Annotated in this window: 23 protein-coding genes and 1 tRNA gene; 10 read left to right on the top strand and 14 right to left on the bottom strand. The window is 62.4% G+C overall.

Features of this window, described 5'->3' with window-relative positions:
- Window positions 1-130 precede the first annotated feature (130 nt).
- From XcyCFBP4188_RS06550 to thiS, 4 genes are all read right to left on the bottom strand, one after another.
- The gene (locus XcyCFBP4188_RS06550; protein WP_104591816.1) at window positions 131-1,993 is read right to left on the bottom strand and encodes an SLC13 family permease; all 1,863 of its coding nucleotides are present in this window, start codon (window positions 1,991-1,993) and stop codon (window positions 131-133) included.
- A 68-nt stretch (window positions 1,994-2,061) separates the two neighbouring features.
- Entirely contained in the window at window positions 2,062-2,847 is a 786-nt protein-coding gene (gene trmB, locus XcyCFBP4188_RS06545) for a tRNA (guanosine(46)-N7)-methyltransferase TrmB (protein WP_006448450.1), read from the bottom strand.
- Window positions 2,848-3,097: 250 nt separating this feature from the next.
- Window positions 3,098-3,892, bottom strand: coding sequence for a thiazole synthase (locus XcyCFBP4188_RS06535; protein ID WP_006448449.1), 795 nt, complete (start codon window positions 3,890-3,892; stop codon window positions 3,098-3,100).
- A 49-nt stretch (window positions 3,893-3,941) separates the two neighbouring features.
- Window positions 3,942-4,142, bottom strand: a complete 201-nt coding sequence (thiS, locus tag XcyCFBP4188_RS06530) for a sulfur carrier protein ThiS (RefSeq protein ID WP_006448448.1) — start codon at window positions 4,140-4,142, stop codon at window positions 3,942-3,944.
- 190 nt (window positions 4,143-4,332) lie between these two features.
- Here thiS and XcyCFBP4188_RS06525 point away from each other — a divergent pair, with 190 nt between their 5' ends.
- Entirely contained in the window at window positions 4,333-6,117 is a 1,785-nt protein-coding gene (locus XcyCFBP4188_RS06525; RefSeq protein ID WP_046932213.1) for an autotransporter domain-containing esterase, read from the top strand.
- 121 nt (window positions 6,118-6,238) lie between these two features.
- A tRNA-Gly gene (locus tag XcyCFBP4188_RS06520) sits at window positions 6,239-6,312 on the top strand.
- 121 nt (window positions 6,313-6,433) lie between these two features.
- Here XcyCFBP4188_RS06520 and XcyCFBP4188_RS06515 read toward each other — a convergent pair.
- A complete protein-coding gene (locus XcyCFBP4188_RS06515) occupies window positions 6,434-7,648 on the bottom strand; it encodes an MFS transporter (protein WP_104591815.1) in 1,215 nt (404 codons plus the stop codon).
- Window positions 7,645-7,929, bottom strand: a complete 285-nt coding sequence (locus tag XcyCFBP4188_RS22505) for a hypothetical protein (RefSeq protein WP_139051617.1) — start codon at window positions 7,927-7,929, stop codon at window positions 7,645-7,647. Before XcyCFBP4188_RS22505 ends, XcyCFBP4188_RS06515 begins: the two co-directional genes overlap by 4 nt.
- 97 nt (window positions 7,930-8,026) lie before the next feature.
- On the opposite strand from XcyCFBP4188_RS22505, the gene XcyCFBP4188_RS06510 reads away from it, so the two are divergent.
- Window positions 8,027-8,947: a LysR family transcriptional regulator gene (locus XcyCFBP4188_RS06510; RefSeq protein ID WP_104591846.1), complete on the top strand. Its 921-nt coding sequence runs from the start codon at window positions 8,027-8,029 to the stop codon at window positions 8,945-8,947.
- 98 nt (window positions 8,948-9,045) lie between these two features.
- Window positions 9,046-9,468 (top strand): YqaA family protein, encoded by a 423-nt coding sequence (locus XcyCFBP4188_RS06505; protein WP_006452193.1) that lies wholly within the window; start codon window positions 9,046-9,048, stop codon window positions 9,466-9,468.
- Between the two features lie 160 nt (window positions 9,469-9,628).
- On the opposite strand, the gene XcyCFBP4188_RS06500 is transcribed toward XcyCFBP4188_RS06505, so the two are convergent.
- Window positions 9,629-11,875: a methyl-accepting chemotaxis protein gene (locus XcyCFBP4188_RS06500; RefSeq protein ID WP_104591814.1), complete on the bottom strand. Its 2,247-nt coding sequence runs from the start codon at window positions 11,873-11,875 to the stop codon at window positions 9,629-9,631.
- 464 nt (window positions 11,876-12,339) lie between these two features.
- Here XcyCFBP4188_RS06500 and XcyCFBP4188_RS06495 point away from each other — a divergent pair, with 464 nt between their 5' ends.
- On the top strand, window positions 12,340-12,612 hold the full coding sequence (locus XcyCFBP4188_RS06495) for a hypothetical protein (RefSeq protein ID WP_228996060.1): 273 nt from the start codon (window positions 12,340-12,342) through the stop codon (window positions 12,610-12,612).
- Here XcyCFBP4188_RS06495 and XcyCFBP4188_RS06490 read toward each other — a convergent pair.
- Window positions 12,609-12,878, bottom strand: a complete 270-nt coding sequence (locus XcyCFBP4188_RS06490) for a hypothetical protein (protein ID WP_006448349.1) — start codon at window positions 12,876-12,878, stop codon at window positions 12,609-12,611. The genes XcyCFBP4188_RS06495 and XcyCFBP4188_RS06490 overlap by 4 nt on opposite strands.
- Before the next feature lie 163 nt (window positions 12,879-13,041).
- Complete coding sequence (locus XcyCFBP4188_RS06485; RefSeq protein ID WP_160113176.1) at window positions 13,042-14,151, bottom strand: PI-PLC domain-containing protein; 1,110 nt, start codon at window positions 14,149-14,151, stop codon at window positions 13,042-13,044.
- Between the two features lie 332 nt (window positions 14,152-14,483).
- On the opposite strand from XcyCFBP4188_RS06485, the gene XcyCFBP4188_RS06480 reads away from it, so the two are divergent.
- Both XcyCFBP4188_RS06480 and XcyCFBP4188_RS06475 read left to right on the top strand, forming a co-directional pair.
- A complete protein-coding gene (locus tag XcyCFBP4188_RS06480) occupies window positions 14,484-14,879 on the top strand; it encodes a hypothetical protein (protein ID WP_046932215.1) in 396 nt (131 codons plus the stop codon).
- An 88-nt stretch (window positions 14,880-14,967) separates the two neighbouring features.
- The gene (locus tag XcyCFBP4188_RS06475; protein ID WP_006448352.1) at window positions 14,968-15,360 is read left to right on the top strand and encodes an H-NS histone family protein; all 393 of its coding nucleotides are present in this window, start codon (window positions 14,968-14,970) and stop codon (window positions 15,358-15,360) included.
- Window positions 15,361-15,743: 383 nt separating this feature from the next.
- On the opposite strand, the gene glgX is transcribed toward XcyCFBP4188_RS06475, so the two are convergent.
- Window positions 15,744-17,876: a glycogen debranching protein GlgX gene (glgX, locus tag XcyCFBP4188_RS06470; RefSeq protein WP_104591812.1), complete on the bottom strand. Its 2,133-nt coding sequence runs from the start codon at window positions 17,874-17,876 to the stop codon at window positions 15,744-15,746.
- Between the two features lie 536 nt (window positions 17,877-18,412).
- Between glgX and rimK the strand changes: the two genes are divergently transcribed.
- From rimK to XcyCFBP4188_RS06455, 3 genes are all read left to right on the top strand, one after another.
- A complete protein-coding gene (gene rimK, locus XcyCFBP4188_RS06465) occupies window positions 18,413-19,288 on the top strand; it encodes a 30S ribosomal protein S6--L-glutamate ligase (RefSeq protein ID WP_104591811.1) in 876 nt (291 codons plus the stop codon).
- Between the two features lie 344 nt (window positions 19,289-19,632).
- Complete coding sequence (locus tag XcyCFBP4188_RS06460) at window positions 19,633-20,310, top strand: response regulator transcription factor (RefSeq protein ID WP_006448355.1); 678 nt, start codon at window positions 19,633-19,635, stop codon at window positions 20,308-20,310.
- Window positions 20,303-21,637, top strand: coding sequence for a sensor histidine kinase (locus XcyCFBP4188_RS06455; protein ID WP_167393506.1), 1,335 nt, complete (start codon window positions 20,303-20,305; stop codon window positions 21,635-21,637). The genes XcyCFBP4188_RS06460 and XcyCFBP4188_RS06455 overlap by 8 nt, the downstream gene beginning before the upstream one ends.
- Window positions 21,638-21,772: 135 nt before the next feature.
- Here XcyCFBP4188_RS06455 and XcyCFBP4188_RS06450 read toward each other — a convergent pair whose 3' ends face one another.
- The 4 genes from XcyCFBP4188_RS06450 to XcyCFBP4188_RS06425 form a co-directional block, all read right to left on the bottom strand.
- Window positions 21,773-22,069, bottom strand: a complete 297-nt coding sequence (locus XcyCFBP4188_RS06450; protein WP_225306997.1) for a type II toxin-antitoxin system RelE/ParE family toxin — start codon at window positions 22,067-22,069, stop codon at window positions 21,773-21,775.
- 2 nt (window positions 22,070-22,071) lie between these two features.
- The gene (locus tag XcyCFBP4188_RS06445) at window positions 22,072-22,257 is read right to left on the bottom strand and encodes a hypothetical protein (protein WP_006448358.1); all 186 of its coding nucleotides are present in this window, start codon (window positions 22,255-22,257) and stop codon (window positions 22,072-22,074) included.
- A gap of 97 nt (window positions 22,258-22,354) precedes the next feature.
- The gene (locus XcyCFBP4188_RS06440) at window positions 22,355-22,756 is read right to left on the bottom strand and encodes a SymE family type I addiction module toxin (RefSeq protein WP_104591810.1); all 402 of its coding nucleotides are present in this window, start codon (window positions 22,754-22,756) and stop codon (window positions 22,355-22,357) included.
- A 637-nt stretch (window positions 22,757-23,393) separates the two neighbouring features.
- Entirely contained in the window at window positions 23,394-26,576 is a 3,183-nt protein-coding gene (locus tag XcyCFBP4188_RS06425; protein ID WP_428977229.1) for an RHS repeat-associated core domain-containing protein, read from the bottom strand.
- Window positions 26,577-26,692 lie beyond the last annotated feature (116 nt).

Here is a 26,692-nt window from a genome sequence, read left to right as displayed (position 1 = left end):
CTCGGCTCCTTCGGCAGCGACGTTGCCTGCAAGCCGCGGGCGAGTGTGTGCAGCGTGTCGGCGATATCTATGGTGGTTGCGTGCCAGGTCGCGTTGCAACTCGCGTGCTGCTAAAAACCGCTACGCCGATTCAGCGCGCCGCCCACCAGAACATCAGGTTGATCATCGACACCATCACCACGATGTAGATCAGCGACAGCGGCGCGCCCACGCGCCACAGCTCGCGCGGTTGATAGTTGGCCGGGCCGGCTACCATCGAGATCACCGGGTTGGAGGCGGTCATCAGATTGTTGGATGCCGACAACGCCACGATCAATGCGAATGCCGTGGGATTGCCGTTGGCCGCCAACGCCAGATTGACCGCGATCGGCACCATCACGATGGTCGCGCCGACGTGGCTGATCACCAGCGAAAACGCAGTGGTCAGCAATGCCAGACTGATTTCCAGCGCCCATACCGGCACGCCTTCGGGCAGGCGGTCGATGGTGTGGCCGGCCACCCAGGCTGCGGTGCCGCTGCTGTCCATCGCCCAACCCAGCGGGATCAGGCCGGCCATCATGAAGATGGTCTTCCAGTTGATCGAGGCGTAGGCCTCGTCCATGCGCAGCACGCCGCTGACCAGCATGCAGGCCACGCCGGTCATCAGCGTCAGTGCCACCGGCAGGCGCGAGGTCAACGCGATCAAAATGGTGAAGGCGAAGATCGCCATGGCGATCTTGAACTTGTGGGGGCGCTGCTCGCCCTTGGGGAAGTCGGTCACCGGCACGAAATCGCGGCTTTCCGCCGCCTGCGCCAGGTCCTGCCAGATGCTGTGGAACACCAGCATGTCGCCGCCACGCAGCGGCACATTGCGCACGTCCTCGCGGATCACCTGCTTGTCGCGGTTGATCGCCAGCAGGCTGATGCCGCTCTGCTTACGCAGACGCAACTCGGCAGCGGTCTTACCGATCAGCCGCGAGTTGGGCGGAATCAGCGCTTCGGAAATGCCGGCCAGGCTGGGATTGAACAGATCGCCCAGATTGCGCAAGCGCGAGGACATGCGCAGGAAGTGGTTCTGCGCAAAGTCGGTCACTTCCTGGCGCGGCCCCATCGCACCGAGCACGCTGCCGACCCAGATGCGCATGTCGGCCGGCGGCGCCAGGCGGGTGTCGTTGCCGGTCTTCAGGGCGAGCAGCAAGGGCGCGTCGTGCAGCGCTTCGGCCTCGCCCAGGGTCATGCCGACCAGCGGACTTTCGGCGCTGACGGTGAGCTCGAACACATCGCCGTCGATGCCGTATGTCTTGGCGAAATAGCTCTCGGTGCGCGAGGGCGTGACGCCTTCGTTGATCAGGCGTTCTTCTTCGATCAGCTTGCGGTCGCCGTAGAAGCGGAAGTACAGCAGTGCGGCGATCAGCAAGGCCACGCCGATCGGCAGTGGCGCGAACATCTTCAACGGCTCGATGCTGGCCATGCCCGAGGGCAGGTTGTTATTGGCAGAGACCAGCAGATCGTTGAGCAGGATCAGCGGCGAATTGCCCACCATGGTGAGCGCGCCGCCCATCACGATGGCTGCCGAGATCGGCAGCAGCATGCGTTGCAGGGTGAGCCCGGTGCGTGCGGCCAGCCGCGAGGCAACCGGCAGATACAGCGCCATCACCGACGGGTTCTGCATGAAAGACGAGTTCAAGCCGGAGATGGCCAGCGTCATCATCATCAAGCGTTGTTCGCTGCCGTGCGAGCGCCGCAACAACCACGTCGCCAGGCGATTCAACGCACCGGTGCGCTCCAACCCCGCACCGAGAATGGTGGTGGCGATGATGCTCATCACCGCGTTACCGGAGAAGCCACCGAACAGTTCTTCCGGCGCCACCAGCCCAGTCACGCCCAACACCACCAGCACGATCAACGCCACCACATCGGCGCGGATGCGCTCGAACAAAAACATCGCCATCGTGAAACCGACCAGCCCGAGGACGAGCTTCATATCGTTGGTCAGTGTCAGCGCGGTGTCCATTGAGGTCCGGGAATGGGGAGTCGGGAATGGAGAATGGGAAAAGCGGGAAAGGCCGACGCAGGTGGACGCTATCCGGATGCCGGAGGCAGTTGCCCTTGCGATTCCCCATTCCCGACTCCCCATTCCCGGTCATACACCAGATCCCATACGCCGTGACCGAGTTTCTGGCCGCGTGTTTCGAAGTGGGTCTGCGGGCGCCAGGCGGGGCGTTCGACGTGGCCGCGTGGGCCGGCGCGATTGACCAGGCCCGGTGTGGCGTCGAGCACGTCCCACATCTGTTCGGCGTAATCGGCCCAGTCGGTGGCCGCGTGCAGGCGGCCGCCATCGCGCAGCTTGCGCACGAGCAGCTGCGCAAACGCCTGCTGGATCAGGCGGCGCTTGTTGTGGCGCTTCTTGTGCCATGGATCTGGGAAATAGATGCGCACTTCGTCCAGCGCGCCATCGGCGATTTCGTGCTCGAGTACTTCCACCGCATCATGGTGATAGAGGCGCACATGCGTGCTGTCGTCGTCGTGCAAGGCATTGAGCAAGCGGCCGACGCCGGGCGCATGTACCTCGATGCCGATGTAGTCGCGGCTGGGGTCCTGCTGCGCGGCAAAGCGCAACGCTGCGCCGTTGCCGAAACCGATTTCCAGCACCTTGGGTGCGGCGCGGCCGAAGGCCGCATCGAAATCGCGCGGCGTCCCGAGGTAATCCAGACCGAAGCGCGGCCACAACTCATCGAACGCGCGCTGCTGCGCCGGCGTAAAACGCCCCTGCCGCAGCACGAAGCTGCGCACCTGCCGGCGGCCCTCTTCGATGGTGAAGGGCTTGGGCGGCATCTTGGCGCCGTCACTGGTAAACGGATCGGTCATGAATTAAGTCATCAGTAAAACGAAAGCCCCTCTCCCACCGGGGCGAGGATGCACAGCTTGCGCGCCGTGGGCGCGCGTGCATAGGAGCGCCCGCGACGCAGGCGCGGGCCGGGGCGCGGAGCGGGGGTTGGGGTGAGGGTACGGCGTGAGGGCGCACGCGCAGCAACGCGCGATCTAGCAACGGCAACATCCGGCACGCCGCACTGCCAATCATTGCGCCTCGACTGCAATGTCAACGCAGCACACCCACTCATCCAATCACACCATCCACCGGACTCGACGCCGACGCATACCGCTTGCGTGGAATCCGCCCAGCCAAAAACGCCTCACGCCCCGCCTCGATCGCCTTGCGCATCGCGCTCGCCATCAGGATCGGATCGCGCGCACCGGCAATGGCGGTATTCATCAACACGCCATCGCAGCCTAGCTCCATCGCGATCGCCGCGTCCGATGCCGTGCCTACGCCGGCATCGACAATGATCGGCACCTTGGCGTTTTCGATGATTTCCAGCAGGTTGTACTTGTTCTGGATGCCCAGCCCGGAGCCGATCGGCGCGGCCAGCGGCATCACCGCCACGCAGCCGATCTCTTCCAGACGCTTGGCCAGGATCGGATCGTCGGAGGTATAGACCATGACGTCGAAACCATCGGCGACCAGTTGCTCGGCGGCCTTGAGCGTCTGCACCACGTCCGGATACAGCGTTCGCTCGTCGCCAAGCACTTCCAGCTTGGTGAGGTTGTGGCCGTCCAGCAGCTCGCGCGCCAGCCGGCAGGTGCGTACCGCATCGTCGGCGGTGTAGCAGCCGGCGGTGTTGGGCAGCAGCGTGTAGCGATCCGGCGGCAGCACGTCGAGCAGGCTGGGCGCGTTCGGGTTCTGGCCGATGTTCACCCGGCGGATCGCCACGGTCACGATCTGCGCGGCGGCCGCTTCGGTGGCCAGGCGGGTTTCGTCCAGATCCTTGAACTTGCCGGTGCCGGTCAGCAGACGCGAACGGTAGGCCTTGCCGGCGATGATCAATGCATCAGTGGGGGCAGTAGTCGTCATCGGGCAATTATCACCGATCGCGCGCAGCTGCGCCGGCTTGCGCGCAGCATCAACCGCCGCCCAGCGCGTGCACGATCTCCACCACATCGCCAGCGCACAACTGGTGTGTGGCATGCCGCCCGCGCGACACGATTTCGCCATTGACCTCGACCGCGACGCGTCGTTGTGCAAGACCTTCCTGCTCAAGCAAGGTGATCAGGAGCAAGTCATCGGGAACGTCGCGCGGGGTGCCGTTGAGTTGGATGTTCATGTCATCATTGTTGCATCGCGTGCCGCCGGAGCGCGCGTTTTTGCGTTATGCGGCAATGCAGCGTGAGCGCGGGCGGCGAGGGTGAAACCATGTGCCATTCGCCAGCGTACGTATGCCGGTCCGGTCCAGTTCCACACACCTTTGAGCAGGCACTCCCATGGCTACATCTCTTCGCCCGATCCGTTCCCTGATGGCCGTTGCCATCGCCATTGCGGCCACCCCGGCCATGGCCGCGTCTGCGTTCGACCAGACCGTGTTCTTCGGTGACAGCCTCACCGACAGCGGCTACTACAACCCGTTACTGCCGGCCGCCTCGCGCGCGGTCACCGGCAAGTTCACCACCAATCCCGGTTTTGTCTGGGCCGAATATGTGGCCGACCATTTCGGCACCAACGCCGCACCCAACGGCAACGGCCAGACCGGCGACAACTACGCGGCCGGTGGCGCCCGCATCCAGGCCAGTTCGGTCAGCGCACTCGGCGCTGCGCCGTCGGTGACCAGCCAGATCAACACCTACCTGAGCGCCAACGGCGGCCAGTCCAACCCGAATGCGCTCTACACCGTGTGGGGCGGCGCCAACGATCTGCTCGCCGCCGCTGCGGCGCCGGCCCAGGCGCAGGCCATCATCGGCAACGCGGTCACCGCGCAGGTCGGCGCAGTCGGTGCGCTGCAGGCTGCCGGCGCGCGCTACGTGATGGTGCCGACCATTCCGGATGTGGGCATCACCCCGCGCTTCCGTGCCGGCGGTGCCGCCGCGATGGCGCAGGGCACTGCCGCGGCCACTGCCTACAACACCGCATTGTTCAACGGCCTGCGTTCGGCCGGCCTGCGCGTGATTCCGGTCGACACCTTCCACATCCTGCAGGAAGTGGTTGCCGATCCGGGTACCTACGGTTTCAGCAACGTCACCAGCACCGCCTGCAACCCGGCGGTGCCGCTGCCGGCCTGTAACCCGACCAGCCTGGTCGCGGCCAACGCACAGAACACCTATGTGTTCGCCGACGGTATCCACCCGACCACCGCCACCCACCAGATCCTGGGCCAGTACGCCATCTCGCTGCTGGAGGCGCCGCGGTTGCAGCAGGTGCTGACGCATTCCGCGCAGGCCATTGGCCGCGCCCGCGCCGACCAGGTAGCGTGGCATCTGGACGGCAAGCCGGACGCCGATGGTCTGCGCTGGTGGGGCAGCGTGCGCGGCGACATGCAGCGCTACGACCACGCCGATCTGTACGACGGCATGGCACCGGCCGGCCTGTTCGGTGTGGACTGGACTGCGGGCGACCTGGTGTTCGGCGGCTTTGGCGGCTTCGGCAGCATGGATGCCGATTTCGGCAACCGTAACGGCAGCTTCAAGCAGGACGACACCACCCTGGGCGGGTTCTTCGGCTGGTACACCGGCCCGGTGTGGGTCAATGCGCAGGTCAGCTACAGCGCGCTGCGCTACGACGTCGACCGCGAAGTGCAGCTCGGGCCGGCAACGCGCGTACACAGCGGCTCGCCCGACGGCAGCAACCTCACCGCCGCGGTCAACGCCGGCTATTCGCTGGGCGAAGGCAACCTCAAGTACGGCCCGGTGGTCGGCCTGACCTGGCAGAAGCTCAAGCTCGACGGCTACACCGAAAGCAACGAAAGCTCCACCGCGCTGGGCTATGCCGATCAGGACATCGATTCGCTGGTGGGCCGCATCGGCTTCCAGGTCCGTCTGGACGGTGCTGCGGTCAAGCCGTACGTGCAGGCGACCTACGACCACGAGTTCAAGGACGGCACCGAGGCCAGCGCCTGGCTGCAGTCGATGCCGGAAGTGGGCATGTACACCGTGCCGGGCCAGAACTTCGATCGCAACTACGCCACCGTCGTGCTGGGCGCCCGCACCGGCCTGTGGGGCCTGCAGAGCAATATCGGCCTGAGCACCACCACCGCCCAGCGCAGCGCCCGCGATGCAACGCTGTTTGTGAATTTCAGCGGCAACTTCTGATCCACGCCGCACAGCTGTCCACGCGGTAGATCTGCAAGACACGAGGGCCGGGCAACCGGCCCTCGTCACGTCTGCGCATTGCGCCCGACACCCGCACCCGCCTAAACTCTCGCAACGCCACGCGGGCGTAGCTCAATGGTAGAGCTGTAGCTTCCCAAGCTACTGACGAGGGTTCGATTCCCTTCGCCCGCTCCAGATGCAGCAAGCGCTTCTGCACATCTGACCGCTCCGCAATCCTCAGTCCGCTCCGCAATTCGATGCGTCTTTACTGCGCAAGCCGTGCTGCGCAGTGGCATCGGCTCCCTACGTCCAGCGTTTATGCCTGTCTTCCGACCGTAGCCGGCCGAGATACGTCGCTGTCATCGGTTGATGCCGCAAAGCCATGTCGCTTGGCCGTCCACGTCACCACCAGCGTTGCGGCAAGCAGCACCAGCAACGCAGGCGGGAACGCGCCGACGCCGAGCTGGTCAAGCAATACGCCGCCGAGCAACCCGCCACCGGCGATGGCGATATTCCACGCGGTCACCAACATGGATTGCGCGACATCGGCCTCGTCTCCCGCCGATTTGGCGAGCGCTGTCTGAAACAACGTCGCGCTGCCACCGAAGGCGAGCCCCCAGACGCCGACTGCGATGTAGACGATCGCGGGAGACGTGCCGGCCAGGCCCAGTGCCAATGCCGCCGCGCAGAACAGCAGTGTGCTGGTCAGCGTCAGTGCGCGTAGATGGCGGTCGATCAGTACGCCCACGATCCAGATGCCGATCAGCGAGGCGCCACCGAAGACCAGCAACACCAGATCGGTCCGCTGCGCCATGCCGGCCTCCGCCAGGAACGAGGCGATGTAGGTGTAGAGAATGTTGTGGGCCAACACGAAAGCCAGCACCACGAACAGCACCGGCCGAATGCCGGGCAACCTCAACACGTGTGCCAGACGTTGCTGCTTGCCTTGCCCCTGCCCGGCGAAATCCGGTACCTGCAGGCGCACCCACAGCATCAGGATCACCGCCAGGACGCTCATGATGCCGAAGCACACACGCCAGCTCACCAGGCTGCCAAGGAACGCGCCGGCCGGCACGCCCAGCGACAATGCCAGCGGTGTGCCAACCATGGCGATCGCGATGGCGCGGCCTTTCTGATGCTCGGGCACCATGCGCGCCGCATAGCCGGCCAGCAACGCCCACAACAGTCCCGCCGAGACGCCTGCCAGAAAGCGCACCACCATCGTCAGCGCATAGCTGCTGGACAGCGTGGTGATCGTGTTGGCGATGGCGAAGCCGGCGATGGCCGCCAGCAGCAGCGGGCGACGGGCAATGCCCTGGGTGGCGATGGTCAATGGTATCGCTGCCAACAAGGAACCGAGGGCATAGATGGTGACGGTCTGACCAACCCAGGCTTCGGAGACGGCCAGGCCATTTGCCATCTGCGGCAGCAGACCCGCTGGCAGCGCTTCGGTGAGGATGGTGATAAAGGCGGCCATGGCAAGCGCGAGCAAGGGTGCCAGTGGCAAGCGGTCTTTCGCAGTCGAACTCATTGCCTTGCTTCCAATGCGTTAGACGCTGCACTGCGCGACGTGGTGACGAATGTCGAGTGAGGGAGTGCATCCACGATCGTGCAAAGGCGTTGCCGGTCAGCACGGCTGGATGATTGCCGATACATCGATTTACCGCTGTGTGTTAGAGGAGCGACCGCCACGACCGTGCGCTGATCGTCCAATGCATGTTGAACAACGGGCTGAATTTTGCAGCTCAGCATTGTGAGCGGAATGGTTTCGCGCAGCTGTGAGAGAGACGTCGTCATGGAGTAGTTGGTCAATAGACATTCCAAGCAGCGTAGACAGCCTTCGATTAAAGAAAAACTGGGGTAGAGTTCCGCTTTGTGCGGAACCAGACGTCCTCAATGGAGACGTGTGGTGGAAAGCCTGAGCGGGTTCGTGGTGTTCGTGCAGGTTGCCGAAACGCGCAGCTTCGTCGCGGCTGGCCGGTTGTTGGGCGTGTCGGCGTCTGCGGTCCGCAAACGCGTGGTGCGTCTGGAAGAAAAACTTGGCGTGCGGCTGTTTCATCGCATTACGCGCAGCGTCACGCTGACAGCCGAAGGCACGTTGTTCCTGGAGCGTAGCCGCCGCATCCTCGCCGAGATGGAAGCAGCAGAACTGGAACTTTCGCAAGCCACAGCCGCGCCGCGCGGGCGCTTGCGGGTGAGCCTGCCGCTGGTCAGTGCGTTGGTATTGCCGGTGCTGGGTGACTTCATGCGCCACTATCCCGAGATCGAGCTGGATCTGGACTTCAGCGACCGGATGGTCGATGTGATCGAGGAAGGGTTCGATGCGGTGGTGAGAACCGGCGAGCCGAGCGATTCGCGCCTTTCGGCCAGGCGTCTCGGTGGCTTCCAGATGATGCTGGTTGCTGCGCCCGAGTATCTCGCGCAGCGCGGCACGCCGCGTGTGCCGGTCGATCTGCTGCAGCATGCCTGCCTGCATTACCGTTATCCCAACTCGGGAAAACTGGAAGCCTGGCCGCTGCATACGCGGCGCAACAGCGGCGAACTGGTGCTTCCCACCTCGATGATCTGCAACAACATCGAAACGCGCGTGTGCTTCGCAGTGCAAGGACTCGGAATAGCCTGCTTGCCGGATTTCGCTATCCGCGATCTGCTGGCAGACGGGCGCCTGCTTCCCGTGTTGGCCGAGCACGTGCGGCGCAGCGGCGCGTTCCACGTGCTTTGGCCGGCAAGCAAGCATCCTTCGCCGAAGGTGCGGGCGTTTGTCGACTTTCTGTGTGCCAAGGTGTTTCCTGACGAAAAGATCAAGCGGCGAAAGCCGGTCAAGCGGTAACGCTGCGCCATGTCGCATTGGCGTCGGTTGTGGCGCAGATGTTGCGCCGGATGCATCGCCCAACCTCCTGCACCATTACAACACGCGCAACGTAGCCGATGACGTATCTCTCGCTTTTCGCACTTGCGCTTATCGCAGCCACCTTGCTCCCTGCGCAGTCGGAGACGGCATTGGTGGCGCTGCTGTTACGCGGCGATTCTGCGTTGGGGCTTGTGGCTGCTGCGAGCATCGGCAACGTGCTCGGCTCGCTGATCAACTGGTGGCTTGGGCGCGAGGCGTTGCGTTTTCAGGCAAAGCGCTGGTTTCCGATCAAAGCGTCTGCATTGCTGCGCGCCCAGGCGTGGTATGGCAAATACGGCAAATGGTCGCTGCTGCTGAGCTGGATGCCGATCATCGGCGACCCGTTGACACTTGCGGCGGGGGTCATGCGCGAGCCGCTGCGCGTGTTCCTGCCGCTGGTTGCGATCGCCAAGACCACCCGTTACGCCTTGCTCGCATGGGCGACGCTGAGTATTGCGTAGACAGCGCAACATCTGAGCATCGAGCGACTTGCCAGCGCGTTATAAATTTCAAGCGTGGGGCGATTACGTAGACGCATGGCGCCTGGTGAGCCGCATTCCAACGTGCCTCGATGAAGCAAAAAAAACCCGGCATTGCCGGGTCTTTCAATGCGGTCGAGGCTTAGAATTCCTGCCAGTTACTTCCGTCACTGGACGACGCGGTGACCAGTTTTTTCGGTGCAGACGCTTGGCGGGTAGCGGCTTTGACCGGTGCTACTGTTCGGCCGCTGACCAGGCTGAGCTTTGATGATGCGGTTGGTACCGAACGCGCGCTGTGCGTGCTCGTCTGCGCAATCTTGAACACCGCAACCGCTTCGGTGAGCTGGCCGGCCTGTTCTTCCATCGAGCGGGCGGCCGCGGTGGCTTCTTCCACCAGTGCCGCGTTTTGCTGGGTGGTCTCATCCATTTGCGTGACCGTGATGTTGACCTGCTCGATGCCGACCGACTGCTCCTGCGAGGCCGCAGAGATCTCACCCATGATGTCGGTCACGCGCTGCACGCTGGCCACAAGCTCGGCCATGGTGTTGCCGGCGGTGTGCACCAGGGTGGAGCCTTCGGTCACGCGCTGTACCGAGTCGTCGATCAAGCCCTTGATCTCCTTCGCAGCTGCGGTTGAGCGCTGAGCGAGCGTGCGCACTTCCGAGGCAACCACGGCAAAGCCACGGCCTTGCTCACCTGCGCGCGCGGCTTCCACTGCAGCGTTTAGCGCGAGGATATTGGTCTGGAATGAGATGCCGTCGATGACGCTGATGATGTCGGCGATCTTCTTGGACGAGGCTTCGATGCCGGCCATGGTGCCCACGACCTTGCTCACGATCTCGCCGCCTTGCGAGGCCACGCTTGCCGCACCGATCGCCAGCTGATTGGCCTGGCGTGCATGCTCGGCGTTCTGGCGAACGGTGGAGGTGAGCTCTTCCATCGAGGCGGCGGTTTCTTCCAGGTTGGCCGCTTGCTGCTCGGTACGGTGCGACAGATCCTGATTGCCGGCGGCGATTTCGCTGGCAGCCGAATTGATGGAGATTGCCGAGTGCTGAATGCGCCCGACGATTTCCGCCAGCTGCGCGGCGGTGGTGTTGGCGTCATCACGCATCTGTGCGAACACGCCATTGAACTCGCCGCTCATGCGCGCCGTGAGGTCGCCTGCGGCGATGGACTGCAGCAATGCAGACAGCGATTGCAGGTTGCCGTCTGCGGTGGACATCAGGTGATTGAGGCTGGTGACCATGGCGCGGAAATCATGCTGGAAGCGCTCGGTGTCGCCACGCACGCTGAAGTCCCCGGCTGCCGCTGCCGAAGCCAGGCGGCTTATTTCCTGATTGATCGCCTGCAGATTCTGTTTGACCTGGTTCATCGCCTCGGTGACCACCGCCTTCTCGCCTGGCAGCCGATCCATTTCATCGGAAAGATCGCCGATGGCGTAGCGCCCGATGATCTGTGTCAGGCGCATCGTCATGGCGATATGCGAACTGGCCAGGGCGTTGGCATCGCGCACCATGTGACCGAACTCGCCAGGAAACGCATTTTCGTCCATGCGGTAGCTGATCTCGCCGGCATCGTGCCGGCGTGCCATTTCCAGCTGCGCGGCGATGACGCCTTGCAGGCGATCGCGGATGCGGTAGACCGCACTGGCCAACTGCACGGTTTCGTCCTTGCCGTTGACCTTGATATCGACGTCGAGCACGCCACACGACAACTGCTCGACGGCGGCAACTGCCCGCTGGATCGAGCGTGAAATCGCGTTCCCCAGTAACATCGCGATGCTCACGCCGGCCAACGCGATCAACCCCAACGCGATCGCCGACAAGGTGATCGCGCGCGTGTTGGTGGCCTGTTGCTGCTGATAGCGCAGCTTGGCGGAGGCGGCCAGCTCGTCACGCAAGGTGGCAAGCCCGGCAAAGGTGGCGTTGGCGTTGTCCTTGACCTGGGTCCGATTGACTTCGGCGCCGCCGGCGATATCGCCAGCTTCGATCAACTCGATCTGGCGCTGCATCCCCGCTTGCATCAGCGCATAGCTTGCCGTGATCTTTTGCAGCTGGGCGGTGTGCTCGGCTTCCTGGCTCAGCAACTGCTTGAGTTCCACGATGCTGGCCGCGACTTGCGTGAAGCGCGTTTGGTTTTCCTGCTTCCATTGCGTGATCAGCTCGGGTGTGCCGATGGCGATCATGCGCAGGATGTTGATGTCCACCCGGGTCAGCTGACCGTCGATGCTGCTGGCAAGCGCAGAGCCGGTGAAGTCGCGATTGTAGAGCGTGCCGACATTGTTCTTGGAGGTGTGCAGGCTGTTCAGCAGGAACAGACACAGCAGGATGCTCGGGATCAGCGTTCCCAACAATGCCAATATAAATTTGCTTTTGATCGTGGATAGCATGCTGGGACCTGGGGAAGAAGCGGAGGAGTAGGGAGGAGCCGGCGAGTGACTGGCCTGCCCGAGCAACCTGAGGCGTTGTCGCCAACGTCGACCGGCTTGCCTGGTTCGCTAGCGCTTGCCGAGGTGTCTCAATCCGTTATCGGCAGATTTCACAAAATCTTGACTCGACAACGAGCTGAGTAATTCGCTCCGTCAGGCCGGGCATCGGTTTTAGTGGCGGCAAGTTCGCAGCTGAGATGTTTCATCGAGTCGAAAGCCGTCTCGACTTCAAGGGAAAGCGATCTTGCCAATGCACTGTCGGCAGCGCTCGGTGACGAAAAGCATCGCTTCAGAGGTTCGCGCAACGCCTCTGCCCTATGGTTCAGTAATGTCTTGGCGAATCTTGCGCGCAGCCGGTACAAACCCGTGCATTGCGGATAGCCTGTGCATCTTGAAAGGGATCGCGTGCGGAAATGACGGAGCAGTTGACCGAGCAATGGATGACGGCAGTGACCGATGCGCTGAGCGAATTGCAGGCATCAAGAGTCGCGCAAGGGGCGATGCTGGAAGCCATGCTTGCTTCGCATCCCGAACCGGCCTTGCTCAGACTGTGCTGGGATCGCCTGGCGGCATCGCTGATTGCCACAGTGGCGCACCGCAAAGCGTCGTCGACAGTGGAAAAACCCATTGAGTCGCACACGTTGGAGCAACTCGCCTTCTGGAACGAGCGGCTCACCCGGTGCTTCCCGCCTGCTTAGGCGGCGGCTACTGCACGTCGGCCCTGATCGAGGCAATGCGCATCGAAGCGCACGTGCCCATCGCTGGAGACCTCGCACATCGCCATCCACTGCCTGGCGTGATCATGCGCGGCAGTGCGGTCGGCGAACGCATCGCCCGGCACACGGTATCGCTGCAAGGTAATGCCGCCAGATTTGCTGAGCAGCAGTTCAGCCGAAAACTGCCCTTGGCCGGGCGTGACATGCGCGGTGAGCTGATAGTCGCCCACGTGCCGAATCGATGACATTCCCAATCGTGATCCTCCTTGACCTTGGTTAATTAGCGCTTTTGGCGTCCATGGCTGCGGGCCGATGCCGATGGTCCATCAGCCTGCAGGCCGCCGATTGTGCCAGAAAACCACTCGCATCGCTGTCAGGAACTACGGACGGGGCCATAAGGGAATTCCTTCACTACAACAACGGCACCCGCTTGGCGAAGCGCTGCGCGCCGACCAGTGCCCAGGCGTGGTCGCTGATCTTGTTGGTCGCGATCACGCAACACCCGCTGTCGAGACAGTCGTTCCAGTTGTCTTCGCTATTGGCGAGATACGCACGGATGATGACCTCGGGTCTGCCGACGCAGGCCTTGAATGTCTTCATCCATTGATCGCGATCAGAGTGGAAGATGTGGAAGTTGAAAAAGACCCGGTGAGGATCCGAGGGATTCTCGTCGGCATCGATGTCTTTGTCGGCGAAGCACAGCCGCGATTTCGGCGCGGTCTCCGCATAGGTCTGCTTGTCCTGTCTGTTGCCGGTCACGCAGACAAGAAACGTGTTCTTCAAGTCTTCAATGAAGGGCCAGCCATTCCTTTCGGCGCCAAGTGCAAGCGTCTCTTGTGACCCCATCAGTTCGCCAGGTGTATAGATGCGCGGCAGCCTGTCCTTGAGATACGCATCCAGTTGATCGGGGAAGTCTTTGGTCGCAGTGTGTTTGAGGTCCAGGTGCAAGGTGATCACGTCGTGGCCGTCATTTTCTTTCGACCACACCGCCAGGTCGCTCAAAAAGCCGGAGAGCTGACGGTAGTGCTTATCGTAGGAACCCTTGTGGCCAACCGACCAATCCAGACCATCGTCGGATTGGGCGATATCCAGTTCCAACCCGCCACACCCGCAGTCGTAGTGATTTTTCGGGTTCCAGGTGATCTGCTCGCGCAAGGTTTCGTCGCGCTGATAACTGTTGTGCGAGGCCTTCATGGAGACGTCGTTGTAACGCAACCGGCCGATGCTCACATCCACCAGGGTGACGTCGATCCGTCTCAGATCCTCGTCGCCGGGCGAGCTGCGATGGCCCACTGCCGCAATCTGCAGAGTGGCCGTTTTCGATGTGCCGGCCAGGCCGCTGCCATCCTGCGGGTCCTTGATGCTGTTGATCTTGAGCGTCGCGATGACAGTGGAGGTCGCGCTATCGATGAGGTCGATGTCCAACTCACCATGGTGGGCGGTCTTGGCCTTCACGGTATAGGTCTGTTTCGAGTCTGCTTCGATGGTTTTGCCATCGATGGAGTCGCCGTCGCCTTCCACCCAGTAATCCCGGGTTACGTGGGTGACGATGGTGTAGCTGGTGCGGTTGTCGATTGTGACCTTGGCCGGGCTGGACATGGGAATCTCCACCGTGACGCTGGGACGGTCGACTCTACGCATGAATCGGCCTCGATGTCGGGGCTGGCTTTTGGTAATCGATCGTTAGAAAACGCCTGTTTAGGCATACATCGAAATGACATCGATTGCAGAAAGTAACTTCCTGAAAAACCCCGATAGCACGCCTCGTGATTTCCTTGCCCATGGTCAGGAACCTCCTGATTGAGCGCATCGCCGATGGTGGTCATAGTTGTGGCCATGATCGAGCGAGCACCATGACCACGACACATCCTCAACTCATCGGCGCACTTCTCAAGGGCATGCGCCGCGCCGAGTCCGCACACGCCGCATCGGTCGCTTACAGCGCCGGCATCGCCAGGCAGATGAATAGCGGCTACGGCACGCCGGCCGATGCGGGCAGGGTGCTGGAGATGTTTGCGCTCGACCCGGAACAGATTCGAGAGCTGGGCCTGGTGGGGGTGGAGGAGCTTGGCGAGACGGTGCGCCACGCCTGGTCGATCAATGCCGGGGAGCCGGAGCGGGTAATGCAGTGGTTTTCCGCGCCCAGGGTCGAGTTCGTGGGCAAGCACTGCAGCGAGTTGATCCGCGCCGGGCGGATCGGGCCGGTGCTGAGCATGGCCCGGGAGCATGCTCTGCTGCGCCCTCGCTGACCGCTTCCAGACTCGCGTAGGCCACAGCGCTTTACGCTAGCCGGCGCAACGGCAATACTCGTTGATCCGCCCAACCTCAGTTTTGCCAATGCGCCAGGTTCCGCCTGCTTCACCCTCCGCCGCCGCCAAAGCCCAATTGCTGGAAGAGCTGCGTAAGCTCGAACAGGAAGAAGCCCAGCTGAAATATGCCCAGACGCTGGAAGCCTTCGACCAGGTCGTCCAAGTGCTGACCCAGTTTGGTGGCCGCTTCAACGCAAAACAGAAAAGCCAGATCGCGTCCCTCGCAATGACCGGCAAGTCCAAGGGCCCGCTATCGTCCACCGGCGAAGTCGTGGCCAAGTACTGGATTCCGCATTCCGGCGAGACCTGGTCCGGGCGTGGTCGCACCCCGCGCGCCTTCAAGGCCTGGGAGGGCACCAGCTCGTACAAGGAATGGAAAGCCAATCATCCGGACAAGCGGTTTCCGCTCTATCCAGGTTGAAGCTCTGTTCCAGCTTGAGCGCTGTCTGAATTTGTCTGTTTTTTCGATAAAAGCTTGTTGGTCGTTGCAATGATTGATTGAATTTTGCTGCGCCAAAGTTTGACCGCTTTGTTTAAAGTGCCAAAAGAGAGCGCGTCACCGAATTCTCGCGTGCCTTCATCCAACTGCCGTCGCAGTATCAGCAGGTCCAACTGCCGTCGCGGTATCAGCAGGACTGAGAGCGGCTGACAAAACGTAGCAGTAGTTTTGTCGGTCGTTCTAAAAGTCCGCCAGCCATTTGGATCCTGGCATCGTTGATATGGCTGGTTTCTAAAGCGCACAAAAAAGCTCGCTGTCTGCCAGATATCAGCAGACAGCGAGCGTGTGTCGCCTCTTGAACAACGTTATTGGTCGCTCTTGCACTCGAATACCGACACGCTGCGTGGCGGAGCCAGGAACTCGCTGGCGCCGGCCGGCATCATGTCCACTTCCAATGCTTCGTCGGTGGAGAGCACCAGCTTCCAGTGCACCGGCTCGTCGGACGAGGGCAGGGTGAAGGTCACCCCTTCGTGGTAAGCATTGATGACGATCAGCAAGGTGTCGTCGTTGGCCAGTTCCTTGACGCCTGATGTCTGGGCCTTGCCTTCCAGCAGCAGGCCCACCGAGCGTGCACCGGCATCGGTCCAATGCGCGTCGTCCATCTCGGTGCCGCCGGGATTGAGCCAGGTCAGATCGCGCAGGCCGGCCTCTTCGTTGTACTGGCCGTTGAGAAAACGACCACGCGACAGGATCGGGTAGCGCTTGCGCAAACTGGTGAGCGCCTTGACGAATTCGGTCAGACGGCCGTCGGTCGGGTCGTTTCCCCAATCCAGCCAGGTGATCTCGTTGTCCTGGCAATAGGTGTTGTTGTTGCCGCCTTGCGACTGTGCGCGCTCGTCGCCGCTCAGCAGCATCGGCGTGCCTTGCGAAAGCAGCAAGGTGGCGAGCAGGTTTTTCATCTGCCGCTCGCGAATCTGCAGGATCTCGGCGTTGTCGGTATCGCCTTCTTCGCCGTAGTTGCACGAGCCATCGTTGGACGAACCGTCCCGATTGTCCTCGCCGTTGGCGATGTTGTGCTTCTCGTTGTAGCTCACCAGATCGCGCAGGGTGAAACCGTCATGCGCAGTGATGAAGTTGACCGACGCCCATGGGCGGCGACCGCGCCGATCGAACAGATCGGCCGAGCCGGTAAAGCGGGTGGCAAATTCGGCGAGCTTGCCCTCTTCGCCCTTCCAGAACTCGCGCGCATTGTCGCGGAACTTGTCGTTCCACTCCGACCAACCCGGCGGGAAATGACCCACCTGATAGCCACCGGGGCCGCAATCCCACGGCTCGGCAATCAACTTCACTTCCGTGAGCAGCGGGTCCTGGTTGCAGGCATCCAGGAAGCCGCCACGCTGATCGAAACCGCTCGGCTCGCGCCCCAGGATGGTGGCCAGGTCGAAGCGGAATCCGTCCACATGCATCTCGCCGGCCCAATAGCGCAGCGAGTCGTTGACCATCTGGATCACCCGCGAATTGCTCAGATTCAGCGTGTTACCGGTGCCGGTGTCGTTGATGTAGTAGCGCTTGTCTTCGGCAAGGCGATAGTAACTGGCGTTGTCGATGCCCTTGAACGACAGCGTCGGGCCCAGCTCGCTGCCTTCGGCGGTGTGGTTGTAGACCACGTCCAGAATCACTTCCAGACCCTGCTTGTGCATGGCCTTGACCATGTCGCGGAATTCATCGCGATGCCCGCTGGCCAGATAGCGCGATTTCAATGCGAAAAAGCCGATGGTGTTGTAGCCCCAGTAATTGCGCAGGTCCTTGTCCAGCAGATGCTGGTCGTCCAGATACGCATGCACCGGCAACAACTCGACGGCAGTGACGCCAAGGTCCTTGATGTATTGCAGCACCTGCGGTTGCGCCAGGCCGGCAAACGTACCGCGCACCGCCTCCGGCACCTGCGGGTTGCGCATGGTGTAACCACGCACATGGGTTTCGTAGATCACCGTTTCGTTCCACGGCTTGAGCAGACGTGCGTCGTCTTCCCAGTCGTAGGTGTCTTCGACCACCACGCACTTGGGCATGAAGGGCGCACTGTCGCGCTCGTCGAAGCTCAGGTCGCCATCCGGGTGACCCACGGTGTAGCCGTAGAGTTCGTCCGCCCAGACCAGATCGCCATCCAGCTCGCGCGCATAGGGATCCATCAGCAACTTGTTGTGGTTGAAGCGATGTCCCTCGGTCGGCTCGTACGGGCCATGCACGCGGTAGCCGTAGCGTTGGCCCGGTTTGACGTCGGGCAGATAGCCGTGCCAGATCTCGTTGGTGTATTCGGGCAGATCGACCCGCGTCTCGGTGCCTTGTTCGTCGAACAGACACAGCTCCACACGCGTGGCATGCGCAGAAAACAGCGCAAAATTGGTGCCTGTTCCATCGAAGAGCGTGCCACGCGGGAACGGGCGCCCCTGGCGGATGCGGGAGGGGTTGGCATAGGCCGCGCTTGCTGGACGTCGCATTGAGAGTCTCGGGTGCGCCGGCATGCCGGCATTAGGGGACTCAAGCATTGCGGTTTTGCCTGTGCAAAACGCGTCACGGCCACAGGGGCATGGCGTGAGGGCAGCATGCGGCAGCCGCTGCGCTCGCCTGATCACTGCGCAGCGCGGCTGGACGTGGGCGTGCCCACGCAATGCTGCGCCGACTGGGTTTAGCATCACTGGCGTCGGTGTTGGTTGGCGCATTCGGCACAGACATAGGCAAAGACAAGGTGCATGCGCGCAGCATCTAGTGCAACGCATGTGCGCATTGCTTGAGCGCCGCGCGGCCGCCCTGCTAGCATCCAGGCCACTGAGGTTGCGCAACACCCGCGTCGCTTCAATAGCGTTGCCGAGCAGCTTTCGCCTTTCCCTCCTCGGGGCCGTCGCACACCAGTTGGATCGAAGCGTGCAGGGCAGGGTTGCAGCCCGCACGCGCGATCGACCGGCAGACGTACGGACTTGGGTCACTTCGTCACTAGACTCCGACCATGTCCAGGCCGCGCCGCGCACCCTCCGCGATGAAAATCGCCATTCTTTCCCGCAACAGCAAGCTGTATTCGACCCGCCGGCTCATCGAGGCCGGGCGCAAGCGTGGGCACACGGTGCGCATCCTCGACCCGCTGCGCTGCTACATGCGTATCGCCGCCGATGGTTTCAGCCTGCACTACAAGGGCAAGCCGATCACCGGATTCGACGCAGTGATCCCGCGCATCGGCGCCTCGGTCACGCGCTATGCCACGGCGGTGTTGCGCCAGCTCGAATTCATGGGCAGCTACACGCCCAATCCCTCCGACGCCATCCTGCGCTCGCGCGACAAGTTGCGCGCGCATCAACTGCTGGCCGCCCAGGGCATTGATATGCCGGTGACGGTGTTCGGCGACAACCCGGACGACACCCAGGACCTGCTCTCCATGCTCGGCCCGCCGCCGCACGTGGTGAAGTTGAACGAGGGCACCCAGGGCGCCGGGGTGATCCTTACCGAGAAGGCCAGCGCCTCGCGCGGCGTGGTCGAAGCCTTGCGTGGGCTGTATGCCAACTTCATCGTGCAGGAATTCATCGGCGAGGCCGAGGGCGCCGACCTGCGCTGCCTCGTGGTCGGCGACCGGGTGGTCGCCTCCATGCGCCGCCAGGCCGCCGAAGGCGACTTCCGCTCCAACCTGCACCTCGGCGGCACCGCCGCCGTGGCCGAAGCCACGCCGCAGGAGCAGGAGGTGGCGGTGCGCTCGGCGCGCGCGCTGGGCCTGGCGGTGGCCGGCGTGGATCTGATCCGCTCCAACCGCGGCCCGCTGGTGCTGGAGGTCAATTCCACCCCCGGCCTGGAAGGCGTGGAAGGTGTCTGTGGCGTGGATGTGGCCGCCGCAATCATCGAGCACCTGGAGCAGACGGCCCGTTGATCGGGGATTTAACATTTTTATCAAAAAAATAACGAAACTCTAATCCTTGCCCCGCTAGCCTCTCCCGACCGTAGCTCCGCTCTCGGCAGTGACGGTGATCGGGATGCATTTTTGGCCCGGGTGCTTAGCGGCACCTGGGCCTTTTTGTGATGGCTTGCCGGGATTGGGGTTCACGTCTACATTTCCTTGCTCAATCAGCGACGGAACGACCAGCAACGCTGAGCATCACGCAGTACGTTCGGCGGCCGAATGGCGCCAACTGCTGAAACAACCAAGACGACAGCGCGGCTGCAGCGGCACCTTGCCACCCGCAGCCGGGTACACGACCCAACAATGAGGTTCCAGTGCGCATTCTAGTAATTGAAGACAACAGCGATATCGCCGCCAATCTTGGCGACTATCTGGAAGACCGCGGCCACACGGTGGACTTCGCCGCCGACGGCGTCACCGGCCTGCATCTGGCCGTGGTGCACGAGTTCGACGCCATCGTGCTCGACCTCAACCTGCCCGGCATGGATGGCATCGAGGTGTGTCGCAAGCTGCGCAACGAAGCGCGCAAGCAGACGCCGGTGCTGATGCTCACCGCGCGCGATTCGCTGGACAACAAACTGGCCGGCTTCGACTCCGGCGCCGACGACTACCTGATCAAGCCGTTCGCGCTGCAGGAAGTGGAAGTGCGGCTCAACGCGCTGTCGCGTCGCGGCAAGGGCGTGCACACCCGCGTGCTGGAAACCGGCGATCTGGAATACAACCTGGATACCCTGGAAGTGCGCCGCCGCGGCAAGCTGCTGCAGCTCAACCCCACTGCGTTGAAGATCCTGCAGTCGCTGATGGAAGCCTCGCCGGCCGTGGTCACCCGCCAGGAGCTGGAAACCCGCGTCTGGGGCGAAGAACTGCCCGATTCGGACTCGCTGCGCGTGCATATCCACGGCCTGCGCGCGGTGGTCGACAAGCCGTTCGACGTGCCGATGATCCAGACCCGTCACGGCATCGGTTACCGCATCGCCTCGCCCGATGCCTGAAAGCAATAACGGCGCGCGGCCCGCCCGCAGGCGTGGCCGTTACCGGCGGCGCCTGCGCAGCCGCATCATCCTCTCGTTCGTGTTGTTTGGCTTCTGCCTGACCACACTGTTCGCCTTCGCCACCAACTGGGCGCGCTCGCGCGTGGAAACCCAGTTGGTCGAAGACGTGATGAACCGCAATATCGACGCCTTCGCGCAGCGCTTCTATTCCGACCCGCTGCGTAACCCCGACCTGCCGGTGCAGCAGATGCGCGGGCGCGTGGTCAAGAGCGACAAGTTCGATGCGCTGCGGCTGGAACAGCCGGAGTGGTACCAACTGCCCGACGGCATTCACACCATCTCCGGCGTGGACGAGGGCGGCAACGCCTACTCGTACAAACTGGCGGTGCGCAAGACGCCAAGCGAGTGGTTCTTCCTCGCCTATGACATGACCCAGACCCTCAAGGGCGAGATCCAGCTCAAGCGCACGCTGATGCTTTCGGTGCTGGTGTTCAGCGGGTTTTCGTTGGTGATCGGCTGGTGGTCGGCGTCCAAGGTGATGCGCCCGGTGTCGGATCTGGCCGCGCGCCTGCGTGCCTACCGTGGCGGCACCAGCGAGCCCAAGCCATTGGCAGCGCACTTCCCCGATGACGAAGTCGGCCAGCTCGCAGAGGCCTTGGACGATTACTCGGCCCGCCTCACCGAAGTCGTCCAGCGCGACCGCGAATTCAACGCCGACGTCAGCCACGAACTGCGCACCCCGCTGGCGGTGATCCGCGGCGCCACCGAACTGCTGCTCAGCAAGCCCAATCTCGACGACAAGATGCTGCAACGCCTGCAGCGCATCCAGCGCGCCGAACTGCAGTGCAGCGATCTGATCGGCTCGTTGCTGCTGCTCTCGCGCAACGAACGCGGGCAGGGCAGCAGCAATGTCGCCAAGGTGGCCGAACAACTGATCGACGCGCACCGTGCCCAGCTCGGCGGCAAGCCGCTGGAACTGCTGCTGGAAGGCGAACGCGACCTGGTCATCGACGCGCCCGAATCAGCACTGTCGGTGGCGCTGGGCAACCTGATCGGCAACGCGGTCAAGTACACCCAGGACGGCCAGGTGCGTGTGCGCGTGCTAAGCGATGCAGTAGAGGTGATCGACTCCGGCCCCGGCCTGAGCGAAGAGGATGCCGCCAAACTGTTCCAACGCGGCTACCGCGGCACCCACGCCGGCCACTCGCAAGGCGGCGGCATCGGCCTGTCGATCGTCAGCCGGCTGTGCGACTTGTACGGCTGGCGCGTCAGCGTGCGCCCAGGCCAGGAGCGCGGCGTCATCGCAACACTGGCCTTCCATCGCTAACCAACCACCCGCTTGCGTAGGAGCGCACCCGGGCGCGACAGCCTTACAAGCATGGCCCAGCGACGCAATAGATAATATCTTTCCCTACTCGACCCGCAACGCATTGCCCGGCAGTTCAGACCAGTCCACAGGCACTCAACGTTGCAGGTCGGTCAGGTCCGATGGCATCAGCTGGCGGTAGTGCAGCACCGTCAGGATATCCACCTGCGTTGGCGTAACGCGGTAGATCAGTCGGTAAGGGCGTTCCAGCAACTCCCGCACTTCAGCGGGTGCGTAGCGTGGCAGCGCTCTGCCCATCGCGGGCGAATGACCCAACTCCAACGCACGCCGCGCCAGGGCGACTGTCACCGCTTTCGCCATGGATGGTGAATGCTCTTTCAGATAGGCCTGGATTTCCAGCAGCCTGACGTGGGCGCTTGGTGTCCAATACACCCTCACGCAGACAATTCAAGCTGCCGAAGCACATCCTCAGCAGCAATCAACTGCCCGCCATCTGCCTCTTCGATCCCCTTTTCAATAGCCCGGTGCAGTGCAGCTTGGTAGATCAGGTCCTCCCAGCGTGCATCTTCCGGCAACGCATCCACCAGTTGGTGAGCTTGCTGTTTGAAGAGAGCGGACATGGCAGGCACCTCACGAAGAGTGGGTTTGATTCTAGTCCCCCAGCTGCGGGAGAACCAGAACCGCTAGGGACGATCGCCGTATGCAGAGGGCAGTCGCTCATGACGTGTGAGCGCCTACAACCGTCACAACCAATTCTCCCTCGCGCGCGGTGATCTGCAGCTTGCAGCCAACCGCAAACCCCAACTGCTCCAGCCATAGCCCGCGCAAGCGCACGCTGGGAATGCGCTGGCTCTGTGGCCGGCCGGGTTCGGCCTCGTAGAACGCATAGCCCACCGTGCAGCGCGTGGGCGTGCGCGCCTTGCGGGGTGGGCGCGGCGGCAGATCGTCCACGCGACGCTTGGGGCGACGGTCGAAGTCGAGGTTGTCCACATCGAACGTGGGCGATGGAACCAGCCGCACGGGCTGTGCATCGATCGCGCGCTCAGGCTGCTTGGCGATAGCGGTGCGTTTGGCATCCGGCTTGGACCGCTTCGAGGTTGGAGACCGCGCCCGGCTCATCGCCTCACCTCCGTCAGCACCATGGGGCGACGCCGCCCACCAACCTGCACTATCGATACATTTGCCATGACAACGCCTCCTTCGAAGAACAGGCACCGTCGCCGGCCGGCGACGGGATGTCGGGAGGTTAGAAACCGTGCATAGTCGGCGGGCGTATTTCTCCCGAAGGAGTGTTGTATTAGCCGCCCTCCCGACGCAGGCATCGCGTCGGCTTGCACCTGCAGGCAGGCACAAAAAACCCACCGGTTTGACGGAGGTGGGTACCGCTATGCACGGAGTTTCTACGCTCCTTGAGGTGGAGGTTGCTACTGGTTGCTTGGGATGTCAACTGTTGGACGACAAGCAGTCTTGCCTTATGTCTAGCCGCCACAGTGGCTAGACATAGATACTTCTGTTAGCCATTGAATAGTTCATTTTTACTGACATGCAGAACTAAAACGCTAGCGGAGTGATTCGTAAATTACCGTAACAAGGATCATCCACGACGCGCCTGCAATTGCCATTATTAAACCTCTCTTGTCCCATGCTGATCGGAAAGGCTTCGCTTGAGGCGCAGCTAAGAACGACCCCCATCGAATCAGGCCCCCTAGCCCAAGAAAAAATCCACCTGCAAGCATCGCTAGGATATAAGCCAGCTTCATTGCGCTTCACATGAACATTTTTTCTGCTGGATAACAACGGCATTGCCTGCAGCAGCGCCATAAATAGTGGCGTCAAATCCGCCTTGGCGCTGGTGCCATCCTGTGCTCTCAGCTCCAGCGCCGAAGTTCCACCAGGCTCCGCCAATCGATATCTTTTGATACATCTGATAGCCCAAGCCAAATGAAACTGATCCTGCAGAGAATTTCGCATAAGGACCGTTGAATACATCAGGGTCTGGCACATCATTGGAATCCGTGAGTTCTACTTGCGAACCAGCCATTGAAATTGGTACCCCTAATCCACCTGCGCCTCCGACTGCCATCACATAGGCAGATGCGAGTCCGCCACCCGGACAGGGGGAGGTGACTTGATAGAAGTCTATGTTCAAGCCGAACTTTCCTGCCCCGACACCAACTCCAAAAGTAGAGCCTTTCCAAGTTGCCAAGCCATAAAAATCCATGTGGACAAAAGGAGCCTGCAATGCGTATCCAAAAGTGCTGATGCCACCTCTCAAGCCAAGCGGATCACTCTGCCCGTACCGCCCGGTAGTCGCCTCATAGTCCCGGAAGTAGTTCTGGTTCAATCCACTCGCCGCATCAAACCGCTGCCCCGGGAAGCGCATATCCAACACCAGCGCTGCACCATCCCCATCAGGATCCTGATTCGGCGCGGTGTTGCCGAAGGCTTCGCCCTTCAAGCTCCATGTCCACACCGCCACATCGCGGGTTGGGTCGATCACCACGCGTGGGCTGCCCAGGTGATCGGGTTCGATGTAGTACAGGGTGTTGGCGTTGGCCAGCAGGCCGACCGGTAGGTCGTCCAGCCAGATTGCCTGCTGCTTGGGCGCGCCGTTGTTGTCGTAGTCGCCCAACCAGTGGCCGGCTTCATCGTAGAGCGTGTAGGTGTTGGTGGTGCCGAGGAGGCGGCGTACCTGCTCGCCTTTACCGTTGTAGCGGTAGTTCATGGTGACCGCGCCGGTGCGGCGGGCCTGGGTCATGCGGCCGGTGGTGTCGTAGGTGTATTGGCGCGCGGTGCCGCCGATGGCGGTGGTGTTGCCGGTGGCGTCGTAACTGCGGGCCACGCCGGCCACCGCGCTGAGGCGATGGCTGTCGGCCGGGTAGGTGTAGGCCTGCGTGGCCGTGCCGACCTTGGCGCTGAGGCGGTTGCCGGTGGCGTCGTAGCTGTAGCCATCGATCAGGGTGTCGGTGCGGCCGTCCTTTAGGCCGGTCAGTCGGCCCAGCGCGTCGTAGCCCAGGCCGATCTCCGGCGTCGCATTGCCGGCTGGCGTCAATGCGGTGAGGTTGCCGGCCGGGTCGAAGCCGAAGCCGACTTCGAGCCCGCCCGGGCGGGTGTCCTGGATTGCCTGCGGGCGGTAGTCCAGATCGTAGCGGCGGGCGAGGGTGCGGCCATTGCCGTAGGTCCAGCCGGCAGCCGGGCCGAACGGGTAGTAGCTGGCGTTGCCCAGCAGCACCTGCCGGCTGCCGCCGGCCGGGGTCACGCCGACCTCGGTGGTCTGGCCTTGCGCGTTACGCACGTAATCGACCACCGCCCCATCGGGATAGGTCATGCGGCGCAACTGGCCGCCGACGGTGTAGTCGTAGCGCAGCACCAGCGCCTTGCCGTTGCTGGTCTGTACCTTGCGCACCAGATCGCCGAAGCGGTTGTAGCAGTACTGGGTGATGGCGCCGCCGTCCTGCATTTTGGTCAGGCGGCCGATGGAGAAGGTCTCCCCGCTCGCACACACTGTTTGCGTCACGTCATAGGTGTAGGCGACATTGAGGCTGCTGGTGGGGTAGGTGACCTTGGTCAGGCGATTGAGCGCGTCGTAGCCGTAGGCGGTGGTGTTGCCGCGCGCGTCGGTCTGGGTGGCGCGGTTGCCGGCGCTGTCGTAGGTGTAGCTGGTGACGCCGGTATCCGGGCTGGTGAGCTTCACCAGATCGCCAAAGCCGTTGTACTCGTATTTGGTATCCAGGCCCTTGGGGTCGGTGACCTTGGTGAGGTTGTCCAGCGCGTCGTAGTCGAATGTGGTGTCGGCCTTGATGCCGGCTACATCCTGCAGCGTGCGCGAGAGGCGGTTCAGCGGGTCGTACTCGCTCTGCGTTGCGGTTGCCAGCGCATCGGTCACCTTGGTGGCGTTGCCGTTGGCGTCGTACTCGAAATCGGTGGGGTCGCTGCCCGCAGTGGCCTGCGTCTTGAGTTGCCCAAGCTGGTTATAGACACGCGAGAGCGTGCGCTTCAACGTACCGGCCGCGTCCTTGGTGTCTTCCTTGATGCGGTTGCCGGCGTTGTCCAGCGTGTAGTGGACGGTGTTGCCCGCGTTGTCGGCGATGTCGGTCAGCCGATGCGCCGCATCGTAGGTGAAGGCTGTGAGCGCGCCATCGGGCTGGGTGACCTGCTTGACCAGCCCGGTCGGCCAGTAGTCGATGCGGGTGATGCGGTCATCGGCCTCGCTGGATGCATCGGCACCACGCACCTTGGTTGTGGTCAGCCAACCGCGCGGGTGGTAGGTGTAGTCGGTGACGATGCCATTGGCGTCTTTGATGGAAAGCGGGCGGCCGGCGCCGTCGTAGGCGAGGTATTCGTTGACCTGGCCGAGGGCATTGGTGACTTTCCACAAGTCGCCTTTGCGGTGCGGGCAGCTGTTGGTGGTAGAAGCGCAGCCTGCGTCATCGGCCATGTAATAGTTGGAGCGTGTGGTTTGCCATAGAGCACTATCGTAGTGCTGAGCGGTCAGCTGCAGTCCGATGCGTGGGCAACTAGAGCCCGTATCAACATCTGACTGTTCGCAGAAGCTGCTCATATCCTTTCTGACAGTACCGGTTTTACCATCCGTGATAGTGGAAGTCAGGATCTGTCCACGTTGGGTGAGCGTCCACTCTTGCTTCTGATAGAGGTCGCCAGCGCTAGAATAAATCGATCTGGCGACAGGAGTGGGGAGGGTGGGATGCCAGTCGACTGCAACAGTTTTTATGGTGAGGCCGTCGCGCGATGTTGTTTCCAGGGTGCGAAGTCCGCGCGCGTTGTAATCTTCATCTACCTTCGTGCCATTGAAGTACTGCTTGACATCGGCATAGCCAAAGACATCGTAGGTTTGGCTCTTGATGCTCTGCGAGGTACCGCATGCGGGGCAATTGGCAGTCGCCGACGCAAATTTGGCCCGCCCGTAGCTAACGTTCATGGCAAACGAAGAGGAAGCGCCTAGCGCGCTTGTGATACGCCCAGGGTTCCGTAGACACTCAAGACCCTCGTTGCGCGTAGCGCCGTTCAAACTCTACAGGGGACAGGTCGCCAGTT

This window comes from Xanthomonas hortorum pv. cynarae (assembly GCF_002939985.1).
Taxonomy (GTDB): Bacteria; Pseudomonadota; Gammaproteobacteria; order Xanthomonadales; family Xanthomonadaceae; genus Xanthomonas; species Xanthomonas hortorum_D.
This window is presented reverse-complemented; position numbering and strand designations above follow the sequence as displayed.